General features: G+C 72.6%; 23 protein-coding genes. 10 read left to right on the top strand and 13 right to left on the bottom strand.

Translation table 11 applies throughout. The annotated features are described in order from the left end of the window. The first annotated feature begins 153 nt into the window (after nucleotides 1–153). Together PV350_RS11650 and PV350_RS11645 are read left to right on the top strand one after the other, a co-directional pair. A complete protein-coding gene (locus tag PV350_RS11650; protein ID WP_499515615.1) occupies nucleotides 154–1,020 on the top strand; it encodes a SigB/SigF/SigG family RNA polymerase sigma factor in 867 nt (288 codons plus the stop codon). Between the two features lie 78 nt (nucleotides 1,021–1,098). Next, complete coding sequence (locus PV350_RS11645) at nucleotides 1,099–2,295, top strand: low temperature requirement protein A (protein WP_499515616.1); 1,197 nt, start codon at nucleotides 1,099–1,101, stop codon at nucleotides 2,293–2,295. Nucleotides 2,296–2,352: 57 nt separating this feature from the next. On the opposite strand, the gene PV350_RS11640 is transcribed toward PV350_RS11645, so the two are convergent. Further along, nucleotides 2,353–4,530 carry a pectate lyase-like domain-containing protein gene (locus PV350_RS11640; protein ID WP_500333589.1) on the bottom strand — a complete coding sequence of 726 codons (2,178 nt, stop codon included), beginning with the start codon at nucleotides 4,528–4,530 and terminating at the stop codon, nucleotides 2,353–2,355. Between the two features lie 425 nt (nucleotides 4,531–4,955). Here PV350_RS11640 and PV350_RS11635 point away from each other — a divergent pair, with 425 nt between their 5' ends. Beyond that, nucleotides 4,956–5,408: a hypothetical protein gene (locus PV350_RS11635; RefSeq protein WP_499515618.1), complete on the top strand. Its 453-nt coding sequence runs from the start codon at nucleotides 4,956–4,958 to the stop codon at nucleotides 5,406–5,408. On the opposite strand, the gene PV350_RS11630 is transcribed toward PV350_RS11635, so the two are convergent. Then, nucleotides 5,356–6,855, bottom strand: a complete 1,500-nt coding sequence (locus PV350_RS11630) for a hypothetical protein (RefSeq protein WP_500333587.1) — start codon at nucleotides 6,853–6,855, stop codon at nucleotides 5,356–5,358. The genes PV350_RS11635 and PV350_RS11630 overlap by 53 nt on opposite strands. An 82-nt stretch (nucleotides 6,856–6,937) precedes the next feature. On the opposite strand from PV350_RS11630, the gene PV350_RS11625 reads away from it, so the two are divergent. Continuing rightward, on the top strand, nucleotides 6,938–7,267 hold the full coding sequence (locus PV350_RS11625; RefSeq protein ID WP_499515620.1) for a YkvA family protein: 330 nt from the start codon (nucleotides 6,938–6,940) through the stop codon (nucleotides 7,265–7,267). 25 nt (nucleotides 7,268–7,292) lie between these two features. Here PV350_RS11625 and PV350_RS11620 read toward each other — a convergent pair whose 3' ends face one another. From PV350_RS11620 to PV350_RS11610, 3 genes are all read right to left on the bottom strand, one after another. Next, nucleotides 7,293–8,750: an ATP-binding protein gene (locus tag PV350_RS11620; protein ID WP_499515621.1), complete on the bottom strand. Its 1,458-nt coding sequence runs from the start codon at nucleotides 8,748–8,750 to the stop codon at nucleotides 7,293–7,295. After that, nucleotides 8,747–10,405, bottom strand: a complete 1,659-nt coding sequence (locus PV350_RS11615; RefSeq protein WP_499515622.1) for an NAD(P)/FAD-dependent oxidoreductase — start codon at nucleotides 10,403–10,405, stop codon at nucleotides 8,747–8,749. The genes PV350_RS11620 and PV350_RS11615 overlap by 4 nt, the downstream gene beginning before the upstream one ends. A gap of 145 nt (nucleotides 10,406–10,550) precedes the next feature. After that, a complete protein-coding gene (locus PV350_RS11610) occupies nucleotides 10,551–10,907 on the bottom strand; it encodes a DUF427 domain-containing protein (RefSeq protein ID WP_499515623.1) in 357 nt (118 codons plus the stop codon). Nucleotides 10,908–11,030: 123 nt separating this feature from the next. Between PV350_RS11610 and PV350_RS11605 the strand changes: the two genes are divergently transcribed. Continuing rightward, the gene (locus PV350_RS11605) at nucleotides 11,031–11,360 is read left to right on the top strand and encodes a hypothetical protein (protein ID WP_500333584.1); all 330 of its coding nucleotides are present in this window, start codon (nucleotides 11,031–11,033) and stop codon (nucleotides 11,358–11,360) included. Between the two features lie 161 nt (nucleotides 11,361–11,521). Here PV350_RS11605 and PV350_RS11600 read toward each other — a convergent pair whose 3' ends face one another. The 4 genes from PV350_RS11600 to PV350_RS11585 form a co-directional block, all read right to left on the bottom strand. After that, complete coding sequence (locus PV350_RS11600; protein WP_500333582.1) at nucleotides 11,522–12,367, bottom strand: endo alpha-1,4 polygalactosaminidase; 846 nt, start codon at nucleotides 12,365–12,367, stop codon at nucleotides 11,522–11,524. 88 nt (nucleotides 12,368–12,455) lie between these two features. Beyond that, complete coding sequence (locus PV350_RS11595) at nucleotides 12,456–12,722, bottom strand: hypothetical protein (RefSeq protein ID WP_499515626.1); 267 nt, start codon at nucleotides 12,720–12,722, stop codon at nucleotides 12,456–12,458. A gap of 175 nt (nucleotides 12,723–12,897) precedes the next feature. Further along, nucleotides 12,898–13,050, bottom strand: a complete 153-nt coding sequence (locus PV350_RS11590) for an MFS transporter small subunit (protein WP_499515627.1) — start codon at nucleotides 13,048–13,050, stop codon at nucleotides 12,898–12,900. Beyond that, nucleotides 13,047–14,438, bottom strand: coding sequence for an L-lactate MFS transporter (locus PV350_RS11585; protein WP_500333580.1), 1,392 nt, complete (start codon nucleotides 14,436–14,438; stop codon nucleotides 13,047–13,049). The genes PV350_RS11590 and PV350_RS11585 overlap by 4 nt, the downstream gene beginning before the upstream one ends. Before the next feature lie 331 nt (nucleotides 14,439–14,769). Between PV350_RS11585 and PV350_RS11580 the strand changes: the two genes are divergently transcribed. From PV350_RS11580 to PV350_RS11570, 3 genes are all read left to right on the top strand, one after another. Next, entirely contained in the window at nucleotides 14,770–16,296 is a 1,527-nt protein-coding gene (locus PV350_RS11580) for a GMC family oxidoreductase (protein WP_499515629.1), read from the top strand. A gap of 89 nt (nucleotides 16,297–16,385) precedes the next feature. Beyond that, on the top strand, nucleotides 16,386–18,176 hold the full coding sequence (locus PV350_RS11575; RefSeq protein WP_499515630.1) for a SpoIIE family protein phosphatase: 1,791 nt from the start codon (nucleotides 16,386–16,388) through the stop codon (nucleotides 18,174–18,176). 6 nt (nucleotides 18,177–18,182) lie between these two features. Continuing rightward, nucleotides 18,183–19,028 carry a GNAT family N-acetyltransferase gene (locus tag PV350_RS11570; RefSeq protein WP_500333577.1) on the top strand — a complete coding sequence of 282 codons (846 nt, stop codon included), beginning with the start codon at nucleotides 18,183–18,185 and terminating at the stop codon, nucleotides 19,026–19,028. Nucleotides 19,029–19,129: 101 nt separating this feature from the next. On the opposite strand, the gene PV350_RS11565 is transcribed toward PV350_RS11570, so the two are convergent. Further along, nucleotides 19,130–19,999, bottom strand: a complete 870-nt coding sequence (locus PV350_RS11565) for a chitosanase (RefSeq protein ID WP_499515631.1) — start codon at nucleotides 19,997–19,999, stop codon at nucleotides 19,130–19,132. Nucleotides 20,000–20,241: 242 nt separating this feature from the next. Here PV350_RS11565 and PV350_RS11560 point away from each other — a divergent pair, with 242 nt between their 5' ends. Beyond that, entirely contained in the window at nucleotides 20,242–22,392 is a 2,151-nt protein-coding gene (locus PV350_RS11560) for a SpoIIE family protein phosphatase (RefSeq protein WP_499515632.1), read from the top strand. 115 nt (nucleotides 22,393–22,507) lie between these two features. On the opposite strand, the gene ykgO is transcribed toward PV350_RS11560, so the two are convergent. Then, nucleotides 22,508–22,630 carry a type B 50S ribosomal protein L36 gene (ykgO, locus tag PV350_RS11555; RefSeq protein ID WP_499515633.1) on the bottom strand — a complete coding sequence of 41 codons (123 nt, stop codon included), beginning with the start codon at nucleotides 22,628–22,630 and terminating at the stop codon, nucleotides 22,508–22,510. A gap of 118 nt (nucleotides 22,631–22,748) precedes the next feature. Here ykgO and PV350_RS11550 point away from each other — a divergent pair, with 118 nt between their 5' ends. After that, the gene (locus PV350_RS11550; RefSeq protein ID WP_500326429.1) at nucleotides 22,749–23,267 is read left to right on the top strand and encodes a DUF1003 domain-containing protein; all 519 of its coding nucleotides are present in this window, start codon (nucleotides 22,749–22,751) and stop codon (nucleotides 23,265–23,267) included. On the opposite strand, the gene PV350_RS11545 is transcribed toward PV350_RS11550, so the two are convergent. Both PV350_RS11545 and PV350_RS11540 read right to left on the bottom strand, forming a co-directional pair. Beyond that, entirely contained in the window at nucleotides 23,262–23,558 is a 297-nt protein-coding gene (locus tag PV350_RS11545; RefSeq protein WP_500333575.1) for a hypothetical protein, read from the bottom strand. The two genes, PV350_RS11550 and PV350_RS11545, sit on opposite strands and share 6 nt — an antisense overlap. A 23-nt stretch (nucleotides 23,559–23,581) precedes the next feature. Further along, nucleotides 23,582–23,842, bottom strand: a 261-nt coding sequence (locus tag PV350_RS11540; RefSeq protein ID WP_500333573.1) for a hypothetical protein, incomplete at its 5' end; no start/stop codon positions are given.

Below are 23,842 nucleotides of genomic sequence, written 5' to 3'. Positions count from 1 at the left end.
CTCTGTGGTCTGCCCCTACTGGCCGGTCCTACGCTGCCTTTGGCGCGATTCACGTTCTTCCGGGATCGGGGGGAATGCTTCGCGGAGGAGGGGGTACCCGAGGGGCAACGTACGGGAACATGACGTAGAGGTGCAGAGGTGCGAGGAGGAGCCGTGATCGCCCACGTGAGCGGGACGAGCACCGGGGTCGAGAGCCCCGAGGTCGACGTACTGCCGCAGATCACCGACCCGAGCAGCGTGGCCCCCACGAGCGCGCGCCGGCTGTCCAAGCTCTTCCTCGAGCGCCTGACGGTGCTCGAGGAGGGCACCCATGAACACCAGTACGCCCGTAACACCCTGATCGAGATGAACATGTCGCTCGTGCGGTTCGCGGCCAGGCGCTTCCGCGACCGCAGCGACGAGATGGAGGACATCGTCCAGGTCGGCACGATCGGGCTGATCAAGGCCATCGACCGGTTCGACATCTCGCGCGAGGTCGAGTTCACGACCTTCGCGGTGCCGTACATCGTCGGTGAGATCAAGCGGTTCTTCCGCGACACCACCTGGGCCGTGCACGTGCCGCGCCGCCTCCAGGAGCGCCGGGTCGAGCTGGCCCGCGCCCGGGACGAGCTGTCCTCCCGGCTGGGCCGCGCCCCCAAGGTGAGCGAGCTCGCGGCGCTCATGGACATCCCGGAGGCCGAGGTCGTCGAGGCTCAGGTGGCCTCCAACGGCTACACCGCCTCCTCCCTCGACGCCGCCATGAACGGCGACGACGGCGACGACGGCGAGACCGTGCTCGCCGACTTCATCGGCGCGGTCGACCCCGCGATGGAACTCGTCGAGGACCTCGGCTCCCTCGCACCGCTCGTCGTGGAGCTCGGTGAACGCGACCGGCAGCTGCTCCATCTGCGCTACGTGGAGGAACTGACGCAGGCCCAGATCGGCGAGATCATGGGCTGCACGCAGATGCACGTCTCCCGGCTGCTCTCGCGCACCCTGGCCCGGCTGCGGGCCGGACTGCTCCAGGACGGCTGCGCCTGACCTCACCCCGTCCCCCGCCACGTGCCCGCGCCCGGTCCCTTCGGGCGCGGGCACGTGCGCACCGCCTACGATGCGCGGATGACCGATCACGATCGCGTGGCGCCGGACCGCCGCTTCCGCCCGCTGGTCCGGATGACGGCCCGCGACCCGCACGAGCCGCACCGGGTCGCCACCCCGCTGGAACTGCTCTTCGACCTCTGTTTCGTGGTGGCGGTCGCCCAGGCCGGCGCCCGGCTGGTGCACGCGGTCGCCGAAGGCCATGCCGGGCGCGGTCTCCTCGGCTACTGCCTGGTCTTCTTCGCGATCTGGCTGGCCTGGATGAACTTCACCTGGTTCGCCTCGGCCTTCGACACCGACGACGTGCCCTACCGCATCGCCACCTTCGTCCAGATCACCGGCGTCCTGGTCCTGGCGGCCGGCGTTCCCCGGGCCTTCGACGCCAACGACTTCTCGATCGCCGTGGCCGGCTACATCATCATGCGCGTCGCACTCGCCTTCCAGTGGCTGCGCGCGGCACGCAACGCGACCGGACCGGCACGGACCACGGCGCTGAGCTATGCCGCCGGTCTGGTCGTCGTCCAGGTGGGATGGGTCCTCCTGCTGCTCCAGCCCGTCGGCGGGCTGTGGAACTGGGGCTTCCTGATCCTGGCCGTCGCGGAACTGGCGGTGCCCGCCTGGGCCGAGCGGGCGCAGCGCACCACCTGGCACCCGCACCACATCTCCGAGCGCTACGGCCTGTTCACCATCATCGTGCTCGGTGAGTCGGTGGCCGCCGCGACGGTGGCCGTGCAGTCCGCCGTCGACGAGTCCACCGCGCTCGGCGAGCTGCTGCCCGTCGCCGTCGGGGGACTGCTCATCGTCTTCTGCGCCTACTGGATCTACTTCGCCATCCCCATCCACCAGCACCTCACCAGCAGCACGCGGGCGTTCCTGTGGGGTTACGGGCACTACCTCGTCTTCGGCTCGGCCGCCGCCATCGGCGCGGGGCTGGAGGTGGTGGTGGAGCAGGCCGTGCACAAGGCGCACATCTCGCAGACGGCCGCCGCGGCCGCCGTCACGCTGCCGACCGCGCTGTTCCTGCTGACGGTCTGGCTGATCCACTCCCGCAGCGCCAAGCGCGGGTTCGCCGAGCACGCGGTGCTGCCCGTCTGTGCCCTGGTGGTGCTCGCGAGCACCTTCTGCGGGAGCGTCGCGGTGCCGGTGGCGGGGCTCGCCATGGCGGCGGCGGTCGCCGTGGGCGAGGTGCTGCACTCCCGGCGCTGGCCTGCCGCCTGAGGACGGCGGACGGGGTGCCCCGCCGGAGGACGGGGCACCCCTGGCTCGGCCCTGTCGTCAGGGGAAGGAGACCACCGTGGACGGCGTGGTCGAGGTGCCGGAGGTCGCGGCACCGGTGCCGTTGATGACGTGGTCGTACTGGCCCATGCCGCCCAGGGAGACCACCAGGACGTCGTGCATCTTGATCCCGGACTTCACCGGGACCTCGAAGCCGTGGTCCATGCGGATCGTCGGATCGGTGGTGAAGTTGCAGTAGCTGCCCAGGCCCCAGGCCTCGTGGGTGTTCACCGAGTCGTCCACCTTGTAGGCGGCCCAGCCCTTCGTCGCGCCGTTCTGGATGGCGGCCTGGTTGGGGGCGTCGTAGGCGATCTCGTTCTGGAAGAAGACCGTCCTGCCCCGCTCGCCGCTCCACTGGACGTCGTACTTCTTGAAGTGCTCGACGAACAGGCCGGTGGCCAGGACGTCGTCGCCGTTCACGCGCAGGCCGTAGTCGGCCGGGTTGGTGTCCCAGCCCACTCCGGCACCGTGGTCGGCGCGCCAGATCCAGGTGTGGTCGATGACGGTGTCGTCGCTGTTGACCTCCATGCTGGTGGTCGCCTTGCCCGGTCCGGCGCCGCCGATGCGGATGAAGACGTCCTGCACGGTCGTCGGGTTGGCGGCGTGGTCGGCGGCCGCGCCCTGTGGGCCGACCTGGAGCAGCACCTGGGAGTTCACCGCACCGGCGTCGATCAGGAAGCCGGCCAGCTTCACGCCGTCGACGTCGGCGACCTTCATGGCGGTCACGCCGTTGTCGGGGATGACCGTCGCGAGGCCGAGGCCCAGCACGACCGTGTTGGCGCGGGTGACGTTGATGGTCTGGTCGACGTGGTAGATGCCCGGGGTGAACAGCAGGTTGAGGCCCTGGGCGAGCGCGGCGTTGATGGTGGCGGCCGTCGCGCCCGGCTTGACCACGTAGAACTGGCTCAGCGGGAGCGAGGAGCCCTGCGGCGCGCCGTTGCCCCAGCTGGTGCCGCGGGCGTTGGTGCGCTTGGCCGGCACGAAGACCTTGTAGTCGTTGCCGTCGAGGTAGAGGAAGGGCTTCTCACGGGAGACGGGAGTGGTGTCGAGCGTGGTGTACGGCGGGTTGGGGAAGCTCTGCGCGGGAGCGCCCTGGACGCCGGAGAAGACCATGTTCCACACGCCGTTGGTCCAGCCGCCTACCGAGCTGTCGCGGGTGTACCACTGCTGCTGCGAGTACGGGCCCACGGTGCCGTCGATCTTGCTGTCGGCGATGTAGCCGCCGCTGGCCCAGCCGTAGCCGTTGGGCGCGAGGTTGAGGCCGCCCTTGACGTGCATGCGGCGGAAGGGCGCGGCCTGGGCGACGGCCCAGCGGTCGGTTCCGGAGACCGGGTTGAGGGCGAGGTTCTCCGCGGAGCGCCAGAAGTTCTGGGTGGCGTTGCCGTTGAACCAGCCGGCGTCCACGGTCACGTCGCCGTTGAAGGTGGTGTCGTCGGGGGAGAGGCCGAGCCCGGCGATCGAGGTGTAGAAGCCGATGTTGGCGTTGATGTTGTTGTAGGTGCCGGGCTTGAACAGCAGCGCGTAGCGTCCGGTGCCGAACTGCGCGGACTCCTGCTGCTGGAAGACCTGGTCCAGTTTGGCCTGGATGCCCGCGGTCGTGGGGTCGAATACCAGGACGTTCGGGCCGAGGTCGCCGCCGCCGGGGATCACCGGGCCGGTCCCGCCGTCGGTGGTGTGCACGGCGAGCTCCCACAGCGAGTAGCCGTATGCGGTGGCGCGGGTGGTGCCGTACACGCGCAGGTAGCGGCCGGTGCCGCTGACGGCGCGGGTCTCGGTGCCGCCGGCGCCGGTGGTCGTGGAGGCGACCGTGGTCCAGTCGGTGCCGTTGGCGGAGAGCTGGATCTGGTAGGCCTTGGCGTAGGCGGCCTCCCAGGTGAGGACGACCTCGCAGACGCTCTGGGACCCGCCGAGGTCCACCTGGATCCACTGGGGGTCGCTGAAGGCGCTGGACCAGCGGGTTCCGGCGTTGCCGTCGACGGCGTTGGCGGCGGTGAAGGAGCCGTTCTCGGTGGAGGAGGCGGTGGCGGTCCTGCCCTGTGCGGCGTTGGCCGTGCCGCAGGCGGCGGCGTGGGCCGTGGTGAGCGGTCCGGCCGGGACGGTGATCAGGGCGAGCAGCACCGCCAGGAGGGCGATCAGCCCCAGGGGTCTGCGGTGGGCGGCATTGACTTCGGGTCTCATAGGAACTCCTGTGTCAGCCTCACGACTTAATTTAGGGCGTGAGTTAAGACGTGACAGAAGTCGCGGTCAAGACTCCCCGCAGAAAGTGTTTCTGACGGGTTAACAGCTCGGCTGCCGTTGCGGACCCTTACGCCGCCGTGACCTGCAGGGAGTCTCATCCGTTCGGAACTTGAACGCGAGCAGCCTCATCCGGGCCACCCGAAGCTCCCCGCATCAATCTTGACGTGAAGTCTTGACGCCATCCATGCCGCTCGGTTGACTGCCGCCGCAGCAGCCGGAACCGGCTCGGGTACCGGTTCCGGCCGCTGCCACCGCCATGCCCCCGTTCCTCACGCGCCCCCGCTTTCCGTCATCCGGGTTCGCGTCCGGCAGAAGGGCCGGTTCCACGGGTCCCACAAATGATCTTCACGGGTTAGACTCCGCGGGTGTCCGAACTCCGCACACTGGTCCTCGGGTTCCGGCAGGCGATCCTCGACTGCCCCGACCCGGGCCTGGTCTCCCTGGAGCGTTTCCCGCACGGCTCGTGCGGGGACGCCTCGATCCTCCTAGGCCAGTACCTGTACGAGAACGGCCAGGGCGTGTGGACCTACGTCAGCGCCTGGGAGAACCGCGCCTCCCACGCGTGGATCGAGAAGAACGGCCTGCGCATCGACATCACCGCCGACCAGTTCGACGGGGTCGACGCCCCGGTGATCATCGCCTCGGGAGGTGGCTGGCACGACCGCTTCACGGTCGACCCGACCGCCTCCCACGGCGCCCTCATCGACGTCCGCGAGGACTTCGCCCGCCACGAGATGCGCGAGGCCTACCGCAGGCTGACCGGCTTCATCCGGCGGCACCGTCCGGGAGGGGAAGACGCGCCACCAGCCTGCGCATGACGGTTGGCTCCAGCGCCGGGTTGGCTGCCGCGCGGTGCGCCAGTTCCCCGTCGTCGAGCAACTCCGCCAGCCGGGCCCGCGGGAGGTTCGGATGGCGCGCCCCGGCCTCCCGCACACCGGGGTCGGGGTCGCGGGTCAGCCGGTCCACCGTCTCCGCCGCGGCCTCCGGATCCCGGGCGGTCAGGGCGCGGACGGCCGGGTCCTCGTGCCGGGCGTACCGCGCGAGCCCGGCGGCCGGGAACCGCGGCCGGGTGAGGAGGAGTTCGCGCTCGTTCCCGGTGTACTCCAGGAAGGCGCTCAGCAGCAGCTCGGCGGGCGCCTCCGGATGGTTCTGCGCGAGCAGTACGCGCACGCCGAGGTCGTCGTCCGCGGCCAGCCGCGCCACCAGGTCGGACGGCAGGCTGTGATCGCCGGCGGCGCGCCGCCGCAGCAACGGGTGGCCGGACAGGGCGTCCCGCCGCGCCGCGGCGGGATCCCGGGGCCACAGGCGTTGCAGTACCGGTCCGAAGGTGCCGCCCACCGGCACCTCGTAGTCGATCGCCGCGCGTTCCGCCTCGCTCAGCGCGGGATGCACGGAGAGCGCGAGGCGTACCCGCGGATCGGTGTCCGCGGCGAGCGCCCGGCGCTCCGTGGACCCGAGGTCGGAACGGTACGCGATCTGCTCCCGCACTTCGGGGTCGGCGTCGGCGGCCAGCAGGACCACCACATCGGCGGGGAGGGTGGGGTTGCCCGCGATCATCCACCGGTCCCCCTCGCCCACGGGGGCGTTGAGCACGCCCTCCACGACGCCTCGGCTCAGGGCGCAGTGCATCAGCGCATGAGTCCGCCCATGGCACGGCCGGTCGGGCAGTTCCCGCTCCACCCATGCCGGGTCCTGGTGCCGCAGATGGCGCCGCACCATGTCCCGTACCTCCTCGTCCGGGTCCGCCAGGAGGACGTCGCGGATCTCGTCCGGCACGCCGCGCCAGGCGACGCCCATGCGTCGCACCTTCGGCTCCGGGTGGGCGTGCATCGACTCCGTCAGCCCGGCGGAGGCCTGGCGGTAGAGGGTGCCCAGCAACTCCCCCTCGTACGTCAGGATCATGTGGACGACGGCCCGGTCCGGGAGCGGCCTGGGGCACACGCCCCACGGCATCCGGGGGGTCTCGGCCAGATGCGCCCGCACGAACCATTCGGTGTCGTCCAGCAGCCGTGCCCGCTGGGCCGGGTCGGCGTGCGGATTGCGGGCGAAGAAGCTGCGTGTGTACCTGTCGGGGTGGCGTACGACGGCGTCGACCACGGCGTCCGGCAGCGTCCGGTCCCGGCACAGGACCATCCGTGCCGCGGGCGGACCGTCGGCGAGCAGCCGCAGCAGGACGTCCTCGGGGGCCGCGGGATTGAGCGCCAGGCCGGCGAGCCGGCGCTCGGGCAGGCCGGCGGCCTCCCAGATTCCCTCGGGTGTGATCATGCGCTGTGTGCTTCCTTTCCGTCGGGCTCCGGTACCGTTTCCGCACACGGCGGACGGGTACACGGCAGCGAGGGAGGCAGACATGGACCTGGGTGACTGGTCGACCACGGCGCTGGTGATCGTCGCGGCGGCGGTCGTGGTGATGCTCGTGGTGGCCGTGGTGCTCGTGGTGAAGATGGCGCGGATCCGCGCCCTGCTGCGCAGCGCCGACGTGCCGCGCTCGGGCAAGCTGGCCTTCTGGGCCGCGGTGGTCTACCTGGTGTGCCCGGTGGACCTGCTGCCGGATCCGATCCTCATCGACGACATCGGTGTGCTGCTGCTGGCCCTGCGCTCGCTCAAGAGCGCGGCCGACGGACAGCTGCCCGTCGGCCGCGACCGCGCCCGGACGCTCCCCAAGAGCCCGGTGGCCTGAGCCGTCCCGCAGTCCGGGGGAGGGCTCAGCCCGTCCGCTCCGCGTCCCCCGGCTGCCTCTCTGGCTGGGCGACCGGCAGGCACACGGTGAAGCGCGTGTCGCCGGGGCTCGACTCGACCCGGATGTCGCCGTGGTGCTTGTTGACCACGATGCGGTACGAGATGTCCAGGCCCAGCCCGGTGCCCTCGCCCACCGGCTTGGTGGTGAAGAACGGCTCGAAGATCCGCGGCCGGATCTCCGGGGAGATGCCGGGACCGGTGTCGCCCACCTCCACCACCAGGCGGTCCGGGCCGTCCCACGAGCTGCGCAGCGTCAGGGTGCCCGAACCGGCCATGGCGTCCAGGGCGTTGACGATGAGGTTGGTCCACACCTGGTTGAGCTCGGCTCCGTACGCCTGGATCTGCGGCAGGCTGCGGTCGTACTCCTTCACGACCCGCACCCCGCCGGGGATCTTCGCGTGGAGCATCGTGAGCGTCGCGTCGAGCAGCGCGTGGACGTCCACCGTCTGCTGCGGGGCCCGGTCGAGCTGCGAGTACTGCTTCGCGGCCCCGACCAGTCCGGAGATCCGGGTGACGGCGTCGTCGATCTCGCCCATGAGCAGTTCGGTGTCGAGGGTGTACGTGAGCCAGCGGATCGCCGCCTCCAGCCGGTCCTCGCCGACCGCGTCGACCACGGAGTCCAGCCACTCGGCGTCCACACCGCCCGCGACCAGCGTCGAGGACAGCTCCCAGGAGCCGTTGACGCCGTGGTCCTCGAGCCAGTCCGTCAGCTCGTCCTCGGCGTCGGCCGCCTCCAGCGCCGACCGCTCGGGCGCCGACGCCATGCGCTTGATCGCGGCGTCCTGCAGCTCGACCAGCTGGTGCAGCTGCCGGGTGTCGAGCCGGCCGTCCGCGATCATCGCGAGCTTGTGCCGCATGCCGGCCACCCGGTCGCGCAGCGCCGAGGTGGCGCGCACCGCGGCGGCGGCCGGATTGTTCAGCTCATGGGTGAGCCCGGCGGACAGCGAGCCCAGCGCCAGCAGCCGCTCGCGCTCCCCGACGATGGTGTTCTGCTTGCGGTAGCCGAAGAACGCCCCCTCCAGCAGGTGCACCGCCATCGGGAACCACGTGCGCATCGCCCCGGCGAACTCCTCGGCCGGGATCACGAAGAACTCGCAGTCGGTGACCGCCTTCAGCGAGTTGGGGTACGTCTGCTCCACCCGGTCCCCGAGGTACGCCTGCGTCGCCCCGGCGTACACGCCCCGCAGGTCGGTGCGGTTGACCTCCACCACGTCGCCGTGGACCAGGCGGCCCAGCGACACCGTGCCGCTGAGCAGCACGTAGAAGCAGGTCGCCGGATCGCCCTCGGCGTAGACGGGGTTGTTCGCCGGGACCCGCTCCACCCGGCCCTGTTCGGCCAGCCAGTCCAGTTCCTTCTCGCCGAGCGACTCGAACAGGAACAGGGTCCGCAGCTGCTCCGGCCCGAGCCGGTCCGTCGTGGTCACTGCGCCTCCAGATACCGGTGCACCAGGGATACGGCCATCGCGCCCTCGCCGACCGCGGAGGCCACCCGCTTGACCGACTCCGCCCGCACGTCGCCGGCGGCGAAGACACCGGGCACGCTGGCCTCCAGGTGGTACGGGTCACGGGGGAGCGGCCAGCCCGCGGGCCGCTTGCCGCCGCCGATCAGGTCCGGGCCGGTGACCACGAAGCCGCGCCGGTCCCGCTCCACGACACCCTCCAGCCAGTCGGTGCGGGGTTCGGCGCCGATGAAGACGAACAGGAACGAGGCGTCCACGGTGGTCACCGTGCCCGTCTTCGCGTCGCGGAGCATCAGTTGCTCCAGATGGTCGCCGCCCTTGCCGCCGACGACCTCGGTGCAGGGGCTGACCTTGATGTTGTCGATGGCCGCGATCTGGTCGATCAGGTACTGCGACATCGAACGCTGCAGGTCCGCGCCGCGGATCAGCAGATGGACCCGGCACGCGTTGCGGGAGAAGTAGACGGCCGCCTGCCCGGCCGAGTTGGCCCCGCCGACGATGTAGACCTCCTGGCCCGCGCAGTTCATGGCCTCGGTCATCGCCGAGCCGTAGAAGACCCCGGCACCGGTGAACTCCGCCAGCCCCGGCGCTTCGAGCCGCCGGTAGGACACCCCGGTCGCCAGCACCACCGTGTGCGCCGCGATGGACGAGCCGTCGCCGAAGGACAGCACCCTTCCGGTGCCCACCGCCTCCAGGGCGACCACCTCCCGGGTGCTGAGGATCTCCGCCCCGAACTTCGTCGCCTGCCGGCGGGCCCGGTCGGTCAGCTGGGCGCCGGAGACGCCGTCCGGGAAGCCGAGGTAGTTCTCGATGCGGCTGCTCTGCCCCGCCTGGCCGCCGGTCGCCCGGCGCTCCACCAGCACCGTGCGCAGACCCTCGGACGCGCCGTACACCGCCGCACCCAGCCCCGCGGGGCCGCCGCCGACCACCACCAGGTCGTAGAAGTCGGAGGCCGGGACGGTGCTCAGCCCCACGTGCGCGGCGAGTTCGGCCTCCGTGGGCCGCACCAGCGTCGTCCCGTCCGCGGTGACCACCAGCGGTACGTCGGCCGGCGTCAGCCCGGCCGCGGTCAGCAACTGCTCGGCCTCGGGCTCCTCCGCGGGCAGCCAGCGGTAGGGCACCAGGTTGCGGGTGAGGAAGTCACGCACCTTGAACGAGGGCGCCGACCAGCGGTGGCCGACCACGCGGGTCTCGGACGCCGTCGGGTCCGGGGTGGTGATCCACGCGTCGAGCAGGGTGTCGATCACCGGGTAGAGGTTGTCCTCCGGCGGGCTCCACGGCTTCAGCAGGTAGTGGTCGAGGTCCACGATGTTGATGGCGTCGATGGCCGCGCTGGTGTCGGCGTACGCCGTGAGCAGCACACGGCGGGCGAGCGGGAAGAGGTCCATCGCCGCCTCGAGGAACTCCACCCCGTTCATCTTGGGCATGCGGTAGTCGGCGAGCATCACCGCGAGTTGTTCCCCTCGCAGTTTGATCTCCCGCAGCGCGCTCAGGGCCTCGTCCCCGGAGGTGGCTCGCACCACCCGGTAGCGGTCCCCGTACCTGCGGCGGATGTCCCGGGCCACGGCGCGGGACACTGCCGGATCGTCGTCGACGGTCAGGATCGTCGGATTCGCCATGTGACCATCATTGCTCCCCGGCGGCCGTCGTGCGCAGTAAACCGAACAGTCGTGCTTGAACCTGCGGCAGGGGACCCGGCACAGGCCGCGGGCGCGCTCCGGGACGTCGTGACGGACGGTGCGCCCCCGCGCACCGTCCGCCCGGTCAGGCGTCCTCGACGGCGACGGCGGCCACGGTGTCGTAGAAGGAGACGTGGCCCGTGATCTCGGGCACCGACGCGAGCGGCTCCTCGTAGACCCAGGCGACGTCGTTGTGGTCGGCGTACGACCAGTAGGAGGCGACGCCCTTGTAGGGGCAGGTGGTGTTGGTGTCGCTGGCGCGGAAGAGCGCGAGGTCCACGTCCTGCGGCGGGATGTAGTAGCGCACCGGCAGACCGGTCTCGTGGACCAGTACCGGCCGCCGGGTCTCGGCCACGACCTTGCCGTCGATCGTGACGGTCACGTGCTGGGTGCCGGGTACCGCGTCCACGCGGTGACCGCGGCGGCTGTCCGTGGGGGGCATGGTCTTCCCTTCCTCGGGTCCGTCCGGATCCGTTGCAACGGCGGCGGTGCCGCCGCACATTCCCCGGGCGCCCCGGGGTCCCCCGCATGCACGCATCTGCGTGACTCCGGCGGCGGTCCCCCGTTGGCCCTTCAAGATCACAGTGAAGGAGGTCCGCCCGATGAGCACCCGCCGTCACCAGAAGGGCCGCAAGCACCGCACGGTCAATCGCACGCCGAGGCCCGTCGCCCCCGTCCGTACCGCACCGGCGGCCGCACCGGCCGCCTCGCCCGCACGGCGCTCAAGACCCTCCAGGAACTCCGCGCGGCCGGGAGCGACGGGACGACCATCGACGCCCTGAGCGCCAGCGTCGGCTACCAGCCCGCGACCATCGCACGGCACATCGACAGCCTCGCCGCCCACCACCTGGTCCACCAGCGGGACGGCCGCTGGTACGCCGTGGCCGCGTCATGACCCCGGGCGTGGCGGCCGGCGGGTGGCGCGTTCCCCGGAGAGGTCCAGGACGCTGAACCCCAGGCGCCGGTGGAGACCGATCGCCGCCGTCCGCCACGTCCACACCGACAGCGCCGCCCTGCCCTGCCGGACGGGTCCGGCAGCGGGCCCCGGCGCGGCGGTCAGCAGCTACGGAAGACGTGGCCCGGCTCCCCGGCGGGCGAGACGTCGCGGTCGCGGAGCACCACCGCGAGGCGGGCACCCCAGCGGCGGCAGGTCGCCGTGAAGTCGGCGGCGTCGTACGCCACGACGAGGACGCGGCCGTCGTACGCGGAGGCGTACCGGCCGCACTCGTCGTACGCGCCGCACTCCTCGGTGACCGCGAAGTCGAAGCCGATGGCGGCACGCCGGGGGAGGAGCTCGGCGGTGTTCTTCTGGGCGACGGCCAGCCCCGCCGCATGGGCGCGTGCGGTGAGCAGCCGGGCGAACGCGGCGTTGTCGGCCGCCGTGAGCAGGCCGTCGGAGCGCTCGAACGAGTCGAGGTTGTCCGGCTCGACCGCCTGGAAACCGCGCCGCGCGCAGTCGTCGATCCAGGCGCCGACGATCTCCGCCAGCGCCGTCCGCCCGGCGGCGGTGGAGGTGTCCAGCAGCGCCTCGTCCCACTCGCCGTCCATGACCAGCCCGCCGTCCCCGTCGCGCAGCAGCAGGCCCGGATTCCGGGCGCGCCACCGGGACAGCTCGCCGGGCTGGGCCTGGAAGGCGTTGACGTAGCAGACCGAGTAGACGCCCGGGGCGGGCCGCTCCGCGCGGTCGCGGGAGACCACGCGCACGCCCTTCGGCGGCGGGTAGCCGCCGCCGATCTGGTAGTCGAAGGACGCCCCCGCCTCCGGCGGCACCACACGCGGGGCGGCGGAGGGGCGGTCGCCGGTGCCGCACCCGGCGGTCAGCGCCAGGGCCGCCACGACGGCGAGAACAGCGAGGACGACGGGGACGGCACGCCGCGCCGCGCACGGGTCGGGGAGGGGCACACACGCTCCTGGACGGCGAAGGCCGGACGGGGGAGCACCATCCTCCCGTCCGGCCCCGTGGTGCCCTCGGCCGGGTCCGCGCCGCGGCTCACATGAAGCCGCCGCCGGTCCAGTGGGTGCCGGTGAGCCACACGAGCGCGATGAGCGTGTCGATCGCGCCCAGGACGACGGCGATCAGCGGGAGCACCGGCTTGGCGCCGCGGAAGGTGCGGCCCATGGCGAGCCAGCCGCACACGACCGCGGCCGGGCCGAGGATGATGCCGAGAACGAAGAATCCGGCGACCGCGCAGATCAGGCCGACGACGCCCAGGGTGTCGGGGCTCGCGCCGGTACGGGTACCGCTGCTGTGGGGCATGGTTCCTTCCTCCGTGGGTCGGCGCCCGCTCCGCGGCACGGAACGTGCGGTCCTCTACGGGGTCCGGATACCCCCGTCCGGCATGCTCAGCCGTGCCGGCGCGGCCGGCGCGTGACGGGGCCGCCCGGTCCGTGCGGACGGGGCGGCCCGTGGCGGGAGCCGGCGGTGAAGCCGGTCAGCCGGTGAACAACTGCTTGAGCTTCAAGCCGAGTTCGTAGACGCCGTAGGCGAAAGGCGCGCCGACCCACAGCCAGGCGACGACCATGAGCGGGAGCCGGCCGCCCCCGGCGGAGGCGTCGGCGGCGGGCGCGGGGTTCGGGGCGGTCATCGGACGGCTCCTTCCGACTCGGTTCCGGTCGTGGCCTTGGGCTCGGCGGACGGTCCGTGATGGTGGCGCGGATGGACCGGTCGTACCAGCTCGTTGGCGACGAAGCCGATCACCAGCAGCACCATCATGATGACGAAGGACGTGGAGTAGAGGTCGGGCCCCGTCCGTCCCGCCGACTTCTCGTGGTCGGCGATCGCGTTCACGATCAGCGGCCCGAGCACGCCGGCCGTGGACCAGGCGGTCAGCAGCCGTCCGTGGATCGCGCCCACCTGGTACGTCCCGAAGAGGTCCTTGAGGTAGGCGGGCACCGTGGCGAACCCGCCGCCGTAGAAGGACAGGATGACGGCGGCGGCGATGATGAACAGCGGCTTGGAGTCGTCGCCGAGCAGGGCGATGAGCAGGTACAGCAGCGCCCCCGCACCGAGGTAGAGGCGGTAGATGTTCTTCCGCCCGACCAGGTCGGAGGTGGAGGACCAGGTGATCCGGCCGAGCATGTTCCCGAGCGACAGCAGGCCGACGAAACCGGCGGCGGCGGTGGCCGTCACCGGGGTGGAGGTGTTCGCGAAGAAGTCGGTGATCATCGGCGCGGCCTTCTCCAGGATGCCGATGCCCGCCGTCACGTTCATGCAGAGCACCACCCACAGGCACCAGAACTGCGGGGTGCGCAGCGCGTTGCGCGCCGACACCTGGGCGGTGGTGACGAGCGGGCGCGCGGTTTCGGCCGCCGGGGTCCAGCCGGCCGGCCGCCAGTCGTCCGCGGGGACCCGGACCAGCAGTACCCCGAAGGTCATGAAGACCGCGTAGACCAGGCCCATCACCAGGAAGGTCTGCCCGATGCCGGAGGAGTCGGCGCCGAAGGATGACAGCAACTGCGTCGACCAGGGCGACGCGATGAGCGCGCCGCCGCCGAAGCCCATGATGGCGATGCCGGTGGCGAGTCCGGGCCGGTCGGGGAACCACTTGATGAGCGTGGAGACCGGCGAGATGTAGCCGATGCCGAGGCCTATGCCGCCGACGAGGCCGTAACCGAGGACGATCAGCCAGTACTGGCGCGTGGCGGCGCCGAGGGCCGAGATGAGGAAGCCGGAGGAGAAGCAGAGGGCCGAGACGCACATGGCCCACCTGGGCCCGTTGCGCTCGACGAGCGTGCCGCCGAACGCGGCCGACAGGCCGAGCATGACGATCGCCAGCTGGAACGGCAGCGCCGACTGGGTGCCGCTCAGCCCGAGCGAGGACTCCAGCGGGGGCTTGAAGACGCTCCAGGCGTACGCCTGCCCGATGGCGAGGTGGATGGAGAGTGCGGCCGGCGGTACCAGCCAGCGGCTCCAGCCCGGCGGTGCGACGGTGCGGGCACGGGTGAGGACGTCGGGTACGCCCGTTGACGCCATGGCGAGTACCTCCGTGAGGGGACGTGATCCCGTGGACCGTACAACTTTCATCCATCCCTGGGTAGGGCGTCGGGCGATGAACTTGTCCTGGCGGCGGGAGGGTTCGGAGTCCGGGCGGCATCCGGCCGCTCCTCGGCACGCCGACGCCCGCAAGCGCGGCTCACGGACTGGGCGGACATGGGGGATTTCATGGGATTGGCCCATATCGATTCGTAATAGGGGCGATAACCGACGCTCTGTTCGGCTATAGGTGGTTGGCGTTATTGTGTCCGGTGTTAGCCGATTCGGGCTATCACTGGAAACGCCGGACGTGGCCGGTCAGAGGTGACCCATGCATGCGATAACGGACAGCTACGACTACGTGGTCGTCGGCGGCGGCACCGCGGGCAGCGTGCTCGCCGCGCGCCTTTCCGAACGAGGCGGCGCACGCGTGCTCCTGCTGGAGGCGGGGGGCGACCGGCCACCGGCCGCGGCGGCGTCGCCGCCCGCCTGGCCGACGCTGCTGGGGACGCCCGCGAACTGGGGCGACACCACCGTCCGGCAGTCCGCGACGGGCACCACCACCGCCCTCGCGCGCGGCCGCGGCCTGGGTGGGGGGTCCACCATCAACGCCATGACCTTCGTGCGCGGTCACCACTCCGGCTACGACGCGTGGACCGCGGGCGGCGCGAAGGGCTGGGGCTTCGACGACCTGCTCCCGTACTTCAAGCGCAGCGAGAACGCCCCCGGGCGGGACCCCGTGCTCCGCGGCGTCGGCGGCCCCCTGACCGTGGGGCCCGCCAGCCCGCCCCATCCGGTCGTGGCCGCGCTCCTGACGGCGGCGACCCAGACCGGGTACCGGCGGGCGGCCGACATCGCCGGCGGTCTGGAGGAGGGCTTCGGCTGGAGCGACCTCAACATCGTCGGGGGCCGGCGGCAGAGCGCCGCCGACGCCTACCTCACCCCCGCCCGGCACCGCCCCAACCTGACCGTGGTGACCGGTGCGCTGGTCCACCGCCTGCTCCTGCGCGACGGCCGGTGCGTCGGGGTGGAGTACGGGCACGCCGACCGCACCGGCACCGTCGCGGTCGGGTGCGGTGGCGAGGTCGTGCTCACCGCGGGGACCATCGGTACGGCGCAGTTGCTGATGCTCTCCGGCGTCGGCCCGAAGGCGCACCTGCGGGACATGGGCATCGACGTCGCCCTCGACCTGCCGGGCGTCGGGTCGAACCTGCAGGACCACCCCCTGGCCGACGTCGTCCACCGCGCGGCCCGGCCCGTTCCGCCCGGGACCAACAACCACGGCGAGGCCGTCGGCCTGGTCCGCAGCCGGCTCGGCATCCGCGACCCCGACGTGCAGGTGCTCCTGGTCGACGCGCCGGGCCACGCGCCCGCGCCCGACGTGCCGGACGGGCAGGGGTACCGGATCGCGGTCGCCCCGATGCGGCCGTACAGCCGCGGCACCGTACGGCTCGCGAGCGCCGCACCGGACGCCCTGCCCCTGGTGGACCCGGACTACTACGGCGACGAACGCGACCTGAGCACGATGGTCGAAGCGCTCTTCCTGGCACGGGAGATCGGCCGGGCGCGCGCCCTCGACGGATGGCGTGCGCACGAGGTCCTGCCCGGACCCGACGTGAAGGACGACGCCGGCCTGCGGGCCTACGCGCGCAGCACCCTGGCCTCGTACATGCACCCCGTCGGCACGTGCCGGATCGGCATCGACGACCTCGCCGTCGTCGACACGGACCTGCGCGTGCACGGCATCGACGGCCTCCGGATCGCCGACGCCTCCGTGATGCCCACCATCCCCTCCGGCAACATCGCCGCCACGGTCTACGCCATCGCCGAACGCGCGGCGGACCTCCTCAGGCGCTGAGCCCCCCCTCGGCCCGGATCCGGCCACCCTCTCCGGCCGGATCCGGGCGCCTGCACATCCCCGCAGCCCAGACGAAGGACCGACGCGACATGGCATCACCCGCACCGATCGACCTGGCCGGCCTCCTCCAGCGGGTGGTGGGCGTCACCGGGGCGGCGCTGGGGTCCCCCCTCGCCCCCTCGGCGATCGGCCTCGCCCTCTGGAACACCGACCTGCGGTGCACGTGGGTCAACGACTCGCTCGAGGAGTACGACGGCATCCCGCGGGAGCGACGGCTGGGACGCCGTCCGGACGCGGCGCTGCCCGCCGGGGCACGCGCGCTGGAGGCGGTGATGCGCCAGGTGCTGGCGACGGGCGCTCCCGTCACCGGCCGCGAGTACCTCGTGCCGGCGGTGGACGGCGTGCGCGGTGAGGGGGCGTACTCCGTCTCCTGCATCCGCCTGGAGGACGCGGCGGGCCGGCCGATGGGCGTGTGCCTGGTCGTCCTGCGGATCACGGGCGGGCACCGGCCCGGCGACCGCCTGGCGCTGCTCGGCGAGGCCGGTGCCCGCGTCGGCACCACCCTGGACGTCATGCGCACCGCGCAGGAACTGGCCGCGTTCACCGTCTCGTGCCTGGCCGACTACGTCACCGTCGACCTCGCGGACACCCTGCGACTCGGTGAGGAGCCGCTGTCCCGGCTCGGCCCGGACGGCGACTACCTGCCGGTGTTCCGCCGGGCGGGCCTGGCCTCGGTCCACGAGGGCGCGCCGGAGGCGGTCTCCAGGGTGGGCGACGTGGTGTACGTACCGTCGTCCTCGCCCCTCAAGCGCGTGCTGTCCACCGGCCGCTCGCTGCTCGAACCGGTGCTGGACACCGCCTCCTCGTGGCTCAGCCGGGACCCGGCACGGGCCGGGAAGATCGACGAGTTCGGGATGCACTCGCTGATGATCCTGCCGCTCAGGGCCCACGGCGTCGTCCTGGGGGTGGTGTTGTTCCTGCGCACCGAGGACCCGCGGCCGTTCGACGAGGACGACCTGCTGTTCGCCGAGGAACTGGTCGCCAGGGCCGCGCTGAGCCTGGACAACGCACGCCGCTACACGCACGAGCGCGCCACGGCCCTCGCCCTCCAGCGGGGCCTGCTCCCGCGCCGGGTGTGCGGCGGCCCCTCCCTGGACGTGGTCTCCCGCTTCCTCCCCGCGGACCTCGAGGACGGTGTGGGCGGCGACTGGTACGACGTGATCCCGCTGCCGCGCGACCGGGTGGCGCTCGTCGTCGGCGACGTGGTCGGGCACGGCATCGACGCCGCGGCCACGATGGGCCGGCTCCGGACGGCGGTGCGGACGCTCGCCGACCTCGACCTGGCGCCGGAACAGCTCCTCGCCCACCTCGACCAGGCGATCATCCGCCTCGCCGAGGAGGAGGGCGAGGGCCTCCACACCGCCTCCGTGAGCGCCACCTGCCTGTACGCCGTCTACGACCCCGCCTCCCGCCGCTGCACCATGGCCAGGGCCGGGCACCCGCCGCCCGCCGTCCGCCACCCCGGAGGCGGCGTCAGCTTCCTCGACCTGCCCAACGGCACACCGCTCGGCCTCGGGATGCCCCCGTACCAGGCCGCCGAGGTGGAACTGCCCGAGGGCAGCCTCCTGGCCCTCTACACCGACGGCCTCATCGAGGACCGCCGGCACGACGTCGACACCGGGATGGAGCGCGTGCGGCGCGCCCTCGACCGGCCCGGGCTGCGCCTGGACGACCTCTGCTCTGCGGTGCTCGGCACCCTGCCGAGCGCGACGCCCCCCGACGACGTCACCCTCCTCATCGCCCGCACCCGCGCGGTGTCCCCGGCGCCCTCGCGCCCCCGGTGCCCGTCACCGTTCCCCGGCAACCGGTTCCAGAGGTAGGTCTCCATGACCGCGTTCCACGTCTCCTCCGCCGGCGCCGAGGACATCAGCCGGCTCTCCGACTGGGCCGACGACGAGGGATGGAACCCCGGCCGGTCCGACGGGCAGGCCTTCTTCCCCGCCGATCCGGCCGGCTTCCTGTTCGGCAGGCTCGACGGTGAACCCGTCGCCTCGGTCTCCGCGGTGCGCTACGGGGCCGACTTCGGCTTCGTCGGCCTCTACATCGCCCGGCCGCCCTTCCGCGGCCAGGGCTACGGGTTCCGGGTCTGGCGCGCCGGGCTCGACCACCTCGCCGGCCGCAACGTCGGCCTCGACGGGGTCGTCGCGCAGCAGGAGAACTACCGCAGGTCGGGGTTCAGCACGGCCTGGCGCAACATCCGTTACCAGGGCACGCCGTCGGGCGGGGTCATGCCCGGCGGCGTCGCCCTGATCGACGCCAGGAGCGTCGGATTCGGTGAACTGGCCCGCTACGACCGCCGGTTCTTCCCCGCCGCGCGCGACGCCTTCCTCGCCTCCTGGATCACCCTTCCGGACCGCACCGCCCTCGCGGCCGTCGCCGACGGCCGTCTGCAGGGCCTCGGGGTGCTGCGTGCCGCCCGCGGGCCGTCCCGCGTGGGGCCGCTGTACGCCTCGTCCGCGAAGGTCGCCCTCGCGCTCCTCATGGGGCTGGCCCGGACCACACCGGGGGAGCCCCTCGTGATCGACGTCCCCGAGCCCAACGAGCCGGCCGTGCGTCTGGTGGAACACCTCGGTCTGGCACCCGCGTTCGAGGCCGCGCGCATGTACACGGGCCCGGTCCCCGACGTCGACCTGGCCGGCATGTACGGCATCACCAGCCTGGAGCTCGGCTAGGGCTCGGCCCGGGTGGGTCCGGGCCCGGGTCCGGGCCCGGCACCGCTCCGGGCGGCCTCCCCCGGTCGGGGAGGCCGCCCGGAGGGGCGTGCGCGGGGACGTCACTGGTTGATGGTGTAACTGTCCCCGTAGACCTTCCACTTGAGCGGGGGGTTGAGGTCGAGGTTGCCGTTGTTGAGGAAGACGCGCTGCTCCGTGTCGACCCGGGTGGTGTCGCTGTGCGCCTCCTCGGTCTTCATCGCCGCCTTGCGCGCGTCGAGGAAGGCGTGGAGGTACGTCGTCTCGTCGCCGCCCTGTGCGGGGGTCCTGGCCTTGGACAGGGCGGTCTTGCGGATGCCGCCGAAGCTGACCTTGTCCTCGCCGGGGCCGTGCATCACGATCGCGTCGTAGTACGCGAACTGGCCGAGCGCGCGCAGACCGTCCGCCTTGGCCTGCTGGACCGCGGGGCCGAAGTAGACGCGGTCGCGTTCGTCGTTCTGCGCCTGCTGGAACGCCTGGTCGGCGGCGGCGCTGCGCCAGGCGCTCTCGAAGCCGGAGCCGAGGCCGCTGTGCGAGTCGGTCCCGTTGACCCGGCGCAGTGCGGGCAGGTAGCGGGCGAGCGGGTTGCCGGGCTTGCGGTCGGTGTACAGCTCGACGAGTTCGAGCATGTCCCCGGTGCCGGAGCAGAAGCCGATGATGCCCGCGGTGTAGCCGCGGCCGTCGCCGATGTCCTCGATGTACTTGTACTGGGCCTTCCAGTCCAGCGAGGAGTTCTCGGCGCTGGACACCAGCTGCATGGCGATGTCCTTCTTGTGCGGGTCGTCGAGCCCGACGCCGGCCGCGGCCGCGGCGGCGGCCGGCTGCCCCGGCGCGGCCGAGGCCAGGGAGCCGACGCCGACGGCCAGGACGCCCGCGGTCAGGGCGGCGGTCGCGTAGAGGACGGCGCGCCGGCGGGGGAGGGTGCGTGCATGACGGTGTGGGGGGATCTGCACGGGTGACTCCGTGGGTCAGAAGTTAGGAAACCTTCCTAACAGAGCCACATTGAAGCACCGGGCCAGTCGAACGCCAAGAGGTTCGAACAAAAACGCCGCATGTCATCTGTCCTAAGGGTCAGGGGAGTTGGGCGCCTCTGCCGGATGGCCGCACGCCTCCGCCCGGGGCCGCACGTCTCCCGCATGCGCGGTCCGCGGCCCGGAGGCAGTCTGGACGGGAAGAGGCGGAGGAGGTGATACCCGTGCCGGACGGGTTCCCTTCCGCTCCGTCGCACCCCGAGGCCGGGGAGCGGACCGACCAAGGCCTGCTGGCCCCGGCGCTGTTCGCGATGATGGACGGCGTGCGGGCGCACGCGGGCGGGATCTACCTCCTCGCCCCCGGCGAGCCGGTGCTGGAGATGGCCGTCATGGCAGGCCTGCCGCGCGCCTTCGCCGCACCGTGGGAACGGGTGGGGCTGGGCGCCCCGATCCCCGTGGCGGAGGCACTGCGCGAACGCCGGCTGGTCTGGGTCGGCGGCGAGGAGGAGATGGCGCGCCGGTACCCGCGGATCGCGCTCGTCCTGCCGTACCCGTTCACCCTCGCCGCACTGCCCGTCGAGACCGCCGGCGCCGCCTTCGGCTCGGTGTTCGTCACCTGGCCGGGCGCCCATCCGCCCGAGCTGGCCGACTGGGAGCGCGAGCACCTGGTCACCGCCTGCGACCGGCTCGCCCGGCACCTGGAACACGAGGCCGCCGCGGGCCGGCCGGTCCGGCGCGGGCAGGACGTGACGATCGGCGCCCCGGTCGCCGGGGTCTCCTCGGCGGTCGAGGCGGTGCGCATGGTGGGCCGGCTGCCGGACGGACTGTGCTCCCTCGACCTCGACGGGCGGGTCACCTACGCCAACGGGGCGGCGTCCCGCCGGCTGGGCGTACCGGTGCGCAAGCTGCTCGGGCACCCGCTGTGGCGGACGCTGCCCTGGCTCGACGACCCCGTGCACCAGGAACGGCACCGCGCGGCGCTGATCAGCCGGCAGCCCACCTCGTTCACCGCGCTGCGCCCACCGGGCGACTGGCTCACCTTCCAGCTCCATCCCAGCAGCAACGGCGTCAGCGTCCGCATCTCACCGTCCCGCGGCCCGGTGGCACAGTCGCCGGTGGTGCCCGGCGGCGCGTACGGCGTGACGCAGCCCGCGGTCGGACTGGTGGCCATCTCCCACCTCGTGAACCTGTCCGGGGCACTCACGGAGGCCGTCTGCGTGCAGGACGTGATCGACCTGGTCGCCGAGGAGATCATGCCCGCGGTCGGCAGCCGGGTGGTGGCCATGGTCGCCCCGGAGGCCGGGAGGATGCGCGTGCTCGGCCACCGGGGCTACCGGGATCCGTCGATCGTCGACCGGTACGACGGCATCTCGATGTCGGCGCCGGTGCCCGCCGCCCAGGTGCTGGCCAGCGGTGTGCCGGCGTTCCTGGAGTCCGGGGAGGAGATGCGGGAGCGCTTCCCCGACCGGCCGCCGGTCGCCGACGGCATGGCTGCGTGGGCCTACCTCCCGCTCATCGCCTCCGGCCGTCCCGTGGGCACCTGCGTGCTGGGGTATCCCGAACCGCACCGCTTCGGGGCCGACGAGCGGGCCCTGCTGACCAGCCTCGGCGGCCTGATCGCCCAGGCCCTGGAACGGGCGCGGCTCTACGACGCCAAGCACCGGCTGGCCCACGGCCTGCAGTCCGCGCTCCTCCCGCGGACCCTGCCGGTGCTCCCGGGCCTGGAGGCGGCGGCTCGGTACCTCGCGGGCACCGAGGGCATGGACATCGGCGGCGACTTCTACGACCTGCTGTCCGTGGGGGACCGGGCGGCCGCGGTGATCGGTGACGTGCAGGGGCACAACGTCACCGCGGCGGGCCTGATGGGCCAGGTCCGCACGGCGGTCCGGGCGTACTCCGCCGTCGGGCAGTCCCCCGGCCAGGTGATGGAGTGCACCAACCGGCTGCTGCTGGACCTGGACGTGGACCTCCTCGCCAGCTGCATCTACCTGCACCTCGACCCGGACGGGCAGCGGGCGATGGCGGCGGGGGCGGGCCACCCGGCCCCCTTGCTGCGGGAACCGGGTGGCCATGTGCGGGCGCTCGACCTCGCCCAGGGCCCGCTGCTGGGCATCGACGCGGAAGCGGTCTACCGCACCGTCGAGTTCCCGTTCCCGCCGGGCTCGGTGCTCATGCTCTACACCGACGGGCTGGTCGAGTGCCCGGGGACCGACGTCGACGCCGAACTGGCGGACCTCTCGGACCACCTCGCCGTGGCCGGCGAGCTGCCGCTGGACCGCGTCGCCGACGGCGTGCTCGCGCTCACCGCCGAGCGTCGGCGGCGCACCGACGACATCGCGCTGCTGCTGCTGCGTTCCCTGACGCCGCCCCGGTGACCCGGTCGCAGACGCAGACGCAGACGCAGACGCAGACGCAGACGCAGACGCAGACGCAGACGCAGACGAGCGCCGCGCGCCGTCATGGGACGGTGCGCGGCGCCCGGTCCGCGACTCAGCCCTGGCGGGCCTTGAAGCGGGGGTCCCTCTTGTTGATCACGAAGACGCGGCCGCGACGGCGGACGATCTGCGAGCCGGGGGCGTTCTTGAGGGAGCGCAGCGAGGCACGTACCTTCACCGGTCGCCTCCTTTCGGGCGGTTCTTGATCCGCCCATGCCAACGCAGGGAGGGTGCGGTTTCTTCCCGGCCGGTTCCCGGTGCCTGAGCCGTGCAGCGCCGGGGGCAGGATGAGGGCCATGAGTTCCCCCTCCGACGGCCCCGCCGTCCCCTCGCCGCCGCGCCCGCTCGTCCGCTCCCCGCACGAACGGGTCGTCTTCGCCCGCGGGAGGGGTGCCCAGGACCGGGTCGCGGACGCGATCACCGCCTTCGCCGGCTCGATGGCCTTCGTCTACGTCCACATCGTCTGGTTCGCGGTCTGGATCCTGCTCAACCAAGGGCTCGCCGGACCGGGCGCGGTCTTCGACCCGTACCCCTTCGGGCTGCTCACCATGATCGTCAGCCTGGAGGCGATCTTCCTCTCCACCTTCGTCATGGTCAGCCAGAACCGCCAGGCCGCCCGGGACAACATCCGCGCCGACCTCGCCTTCGAGACGAACGTGCGCTCCGAGGTCTGGACCGCGCACATAGGCCGGGCCCTGGGCCTGGACCCCGAGGAGGTCGAGCGGAACGTCCGTCAGCTCATCGCCGAGAGCCGGGCCCGGATGGAGGTCACGGCCCCGCCGGCGACGGCGGCCGCGGAGCCGCCTGCGTCATGACCCCTCGCCGTCCGGGTCGGCACCGCCCAGCGGGCCGGGGCCGGTGAAGTCCGGACCGGAGTACCCGGGCGACTCGAAACCCGGCGACTCGAAACCGGGCTCCGCGACGACCGCGACCTCCGGCTCCGGGACCTCGTACTCCGGGATCGGCGGGGGCGGCGGTACGGCTCCGCCGTCGCCGGGGTCGGTGCCCGGGCCGGGGTCGTCGGCCGAGGTGGAGAACCCCGGACTGCTGAAGCCCGGGCGGTGCAGTGCCGCGCCCCCGGGCACGTCATCTCGGCGGTACGTCATGGTCGTTCCCCTCCCCGGAGGGCTCAGCGCCGCCGCCGGCGGTACCCCGACCAGCGGGCGCCCGCACCCGAGCCGACCCCGCCGAGGTGCGCGGCGAGCAGCGTCAGCCCGACCAGCAGCAGGCTCGTCGGCGTGAACACGGCCTCCGTCGCCGTCCCGGTGGCGTTGATGATGAACGCGACCGCGAAGACGACGGCCGCAACGATGGCCAGCATCGTCCCTCCCAGTGGTCCGGGGGCGCGCCCTCGTGCCGCCCCTTCCCCCACCGTCTGCCCCCGGACCAC

The sequence above is a fragment of the Streptomyces sp. PA03-6a genome (assembly GCF_033792765.1).
Lineage (GTDB): Bacteria > Actinomycetota > Actinomycetes > Streptomycetales > Streptomycetaceae > Actinacidiphila.
The sequence above is the reverse complement of the archived record's forward strand: the minus strand, read 5'-3'. Positions and strand labels throughout refer to the sequence as shown.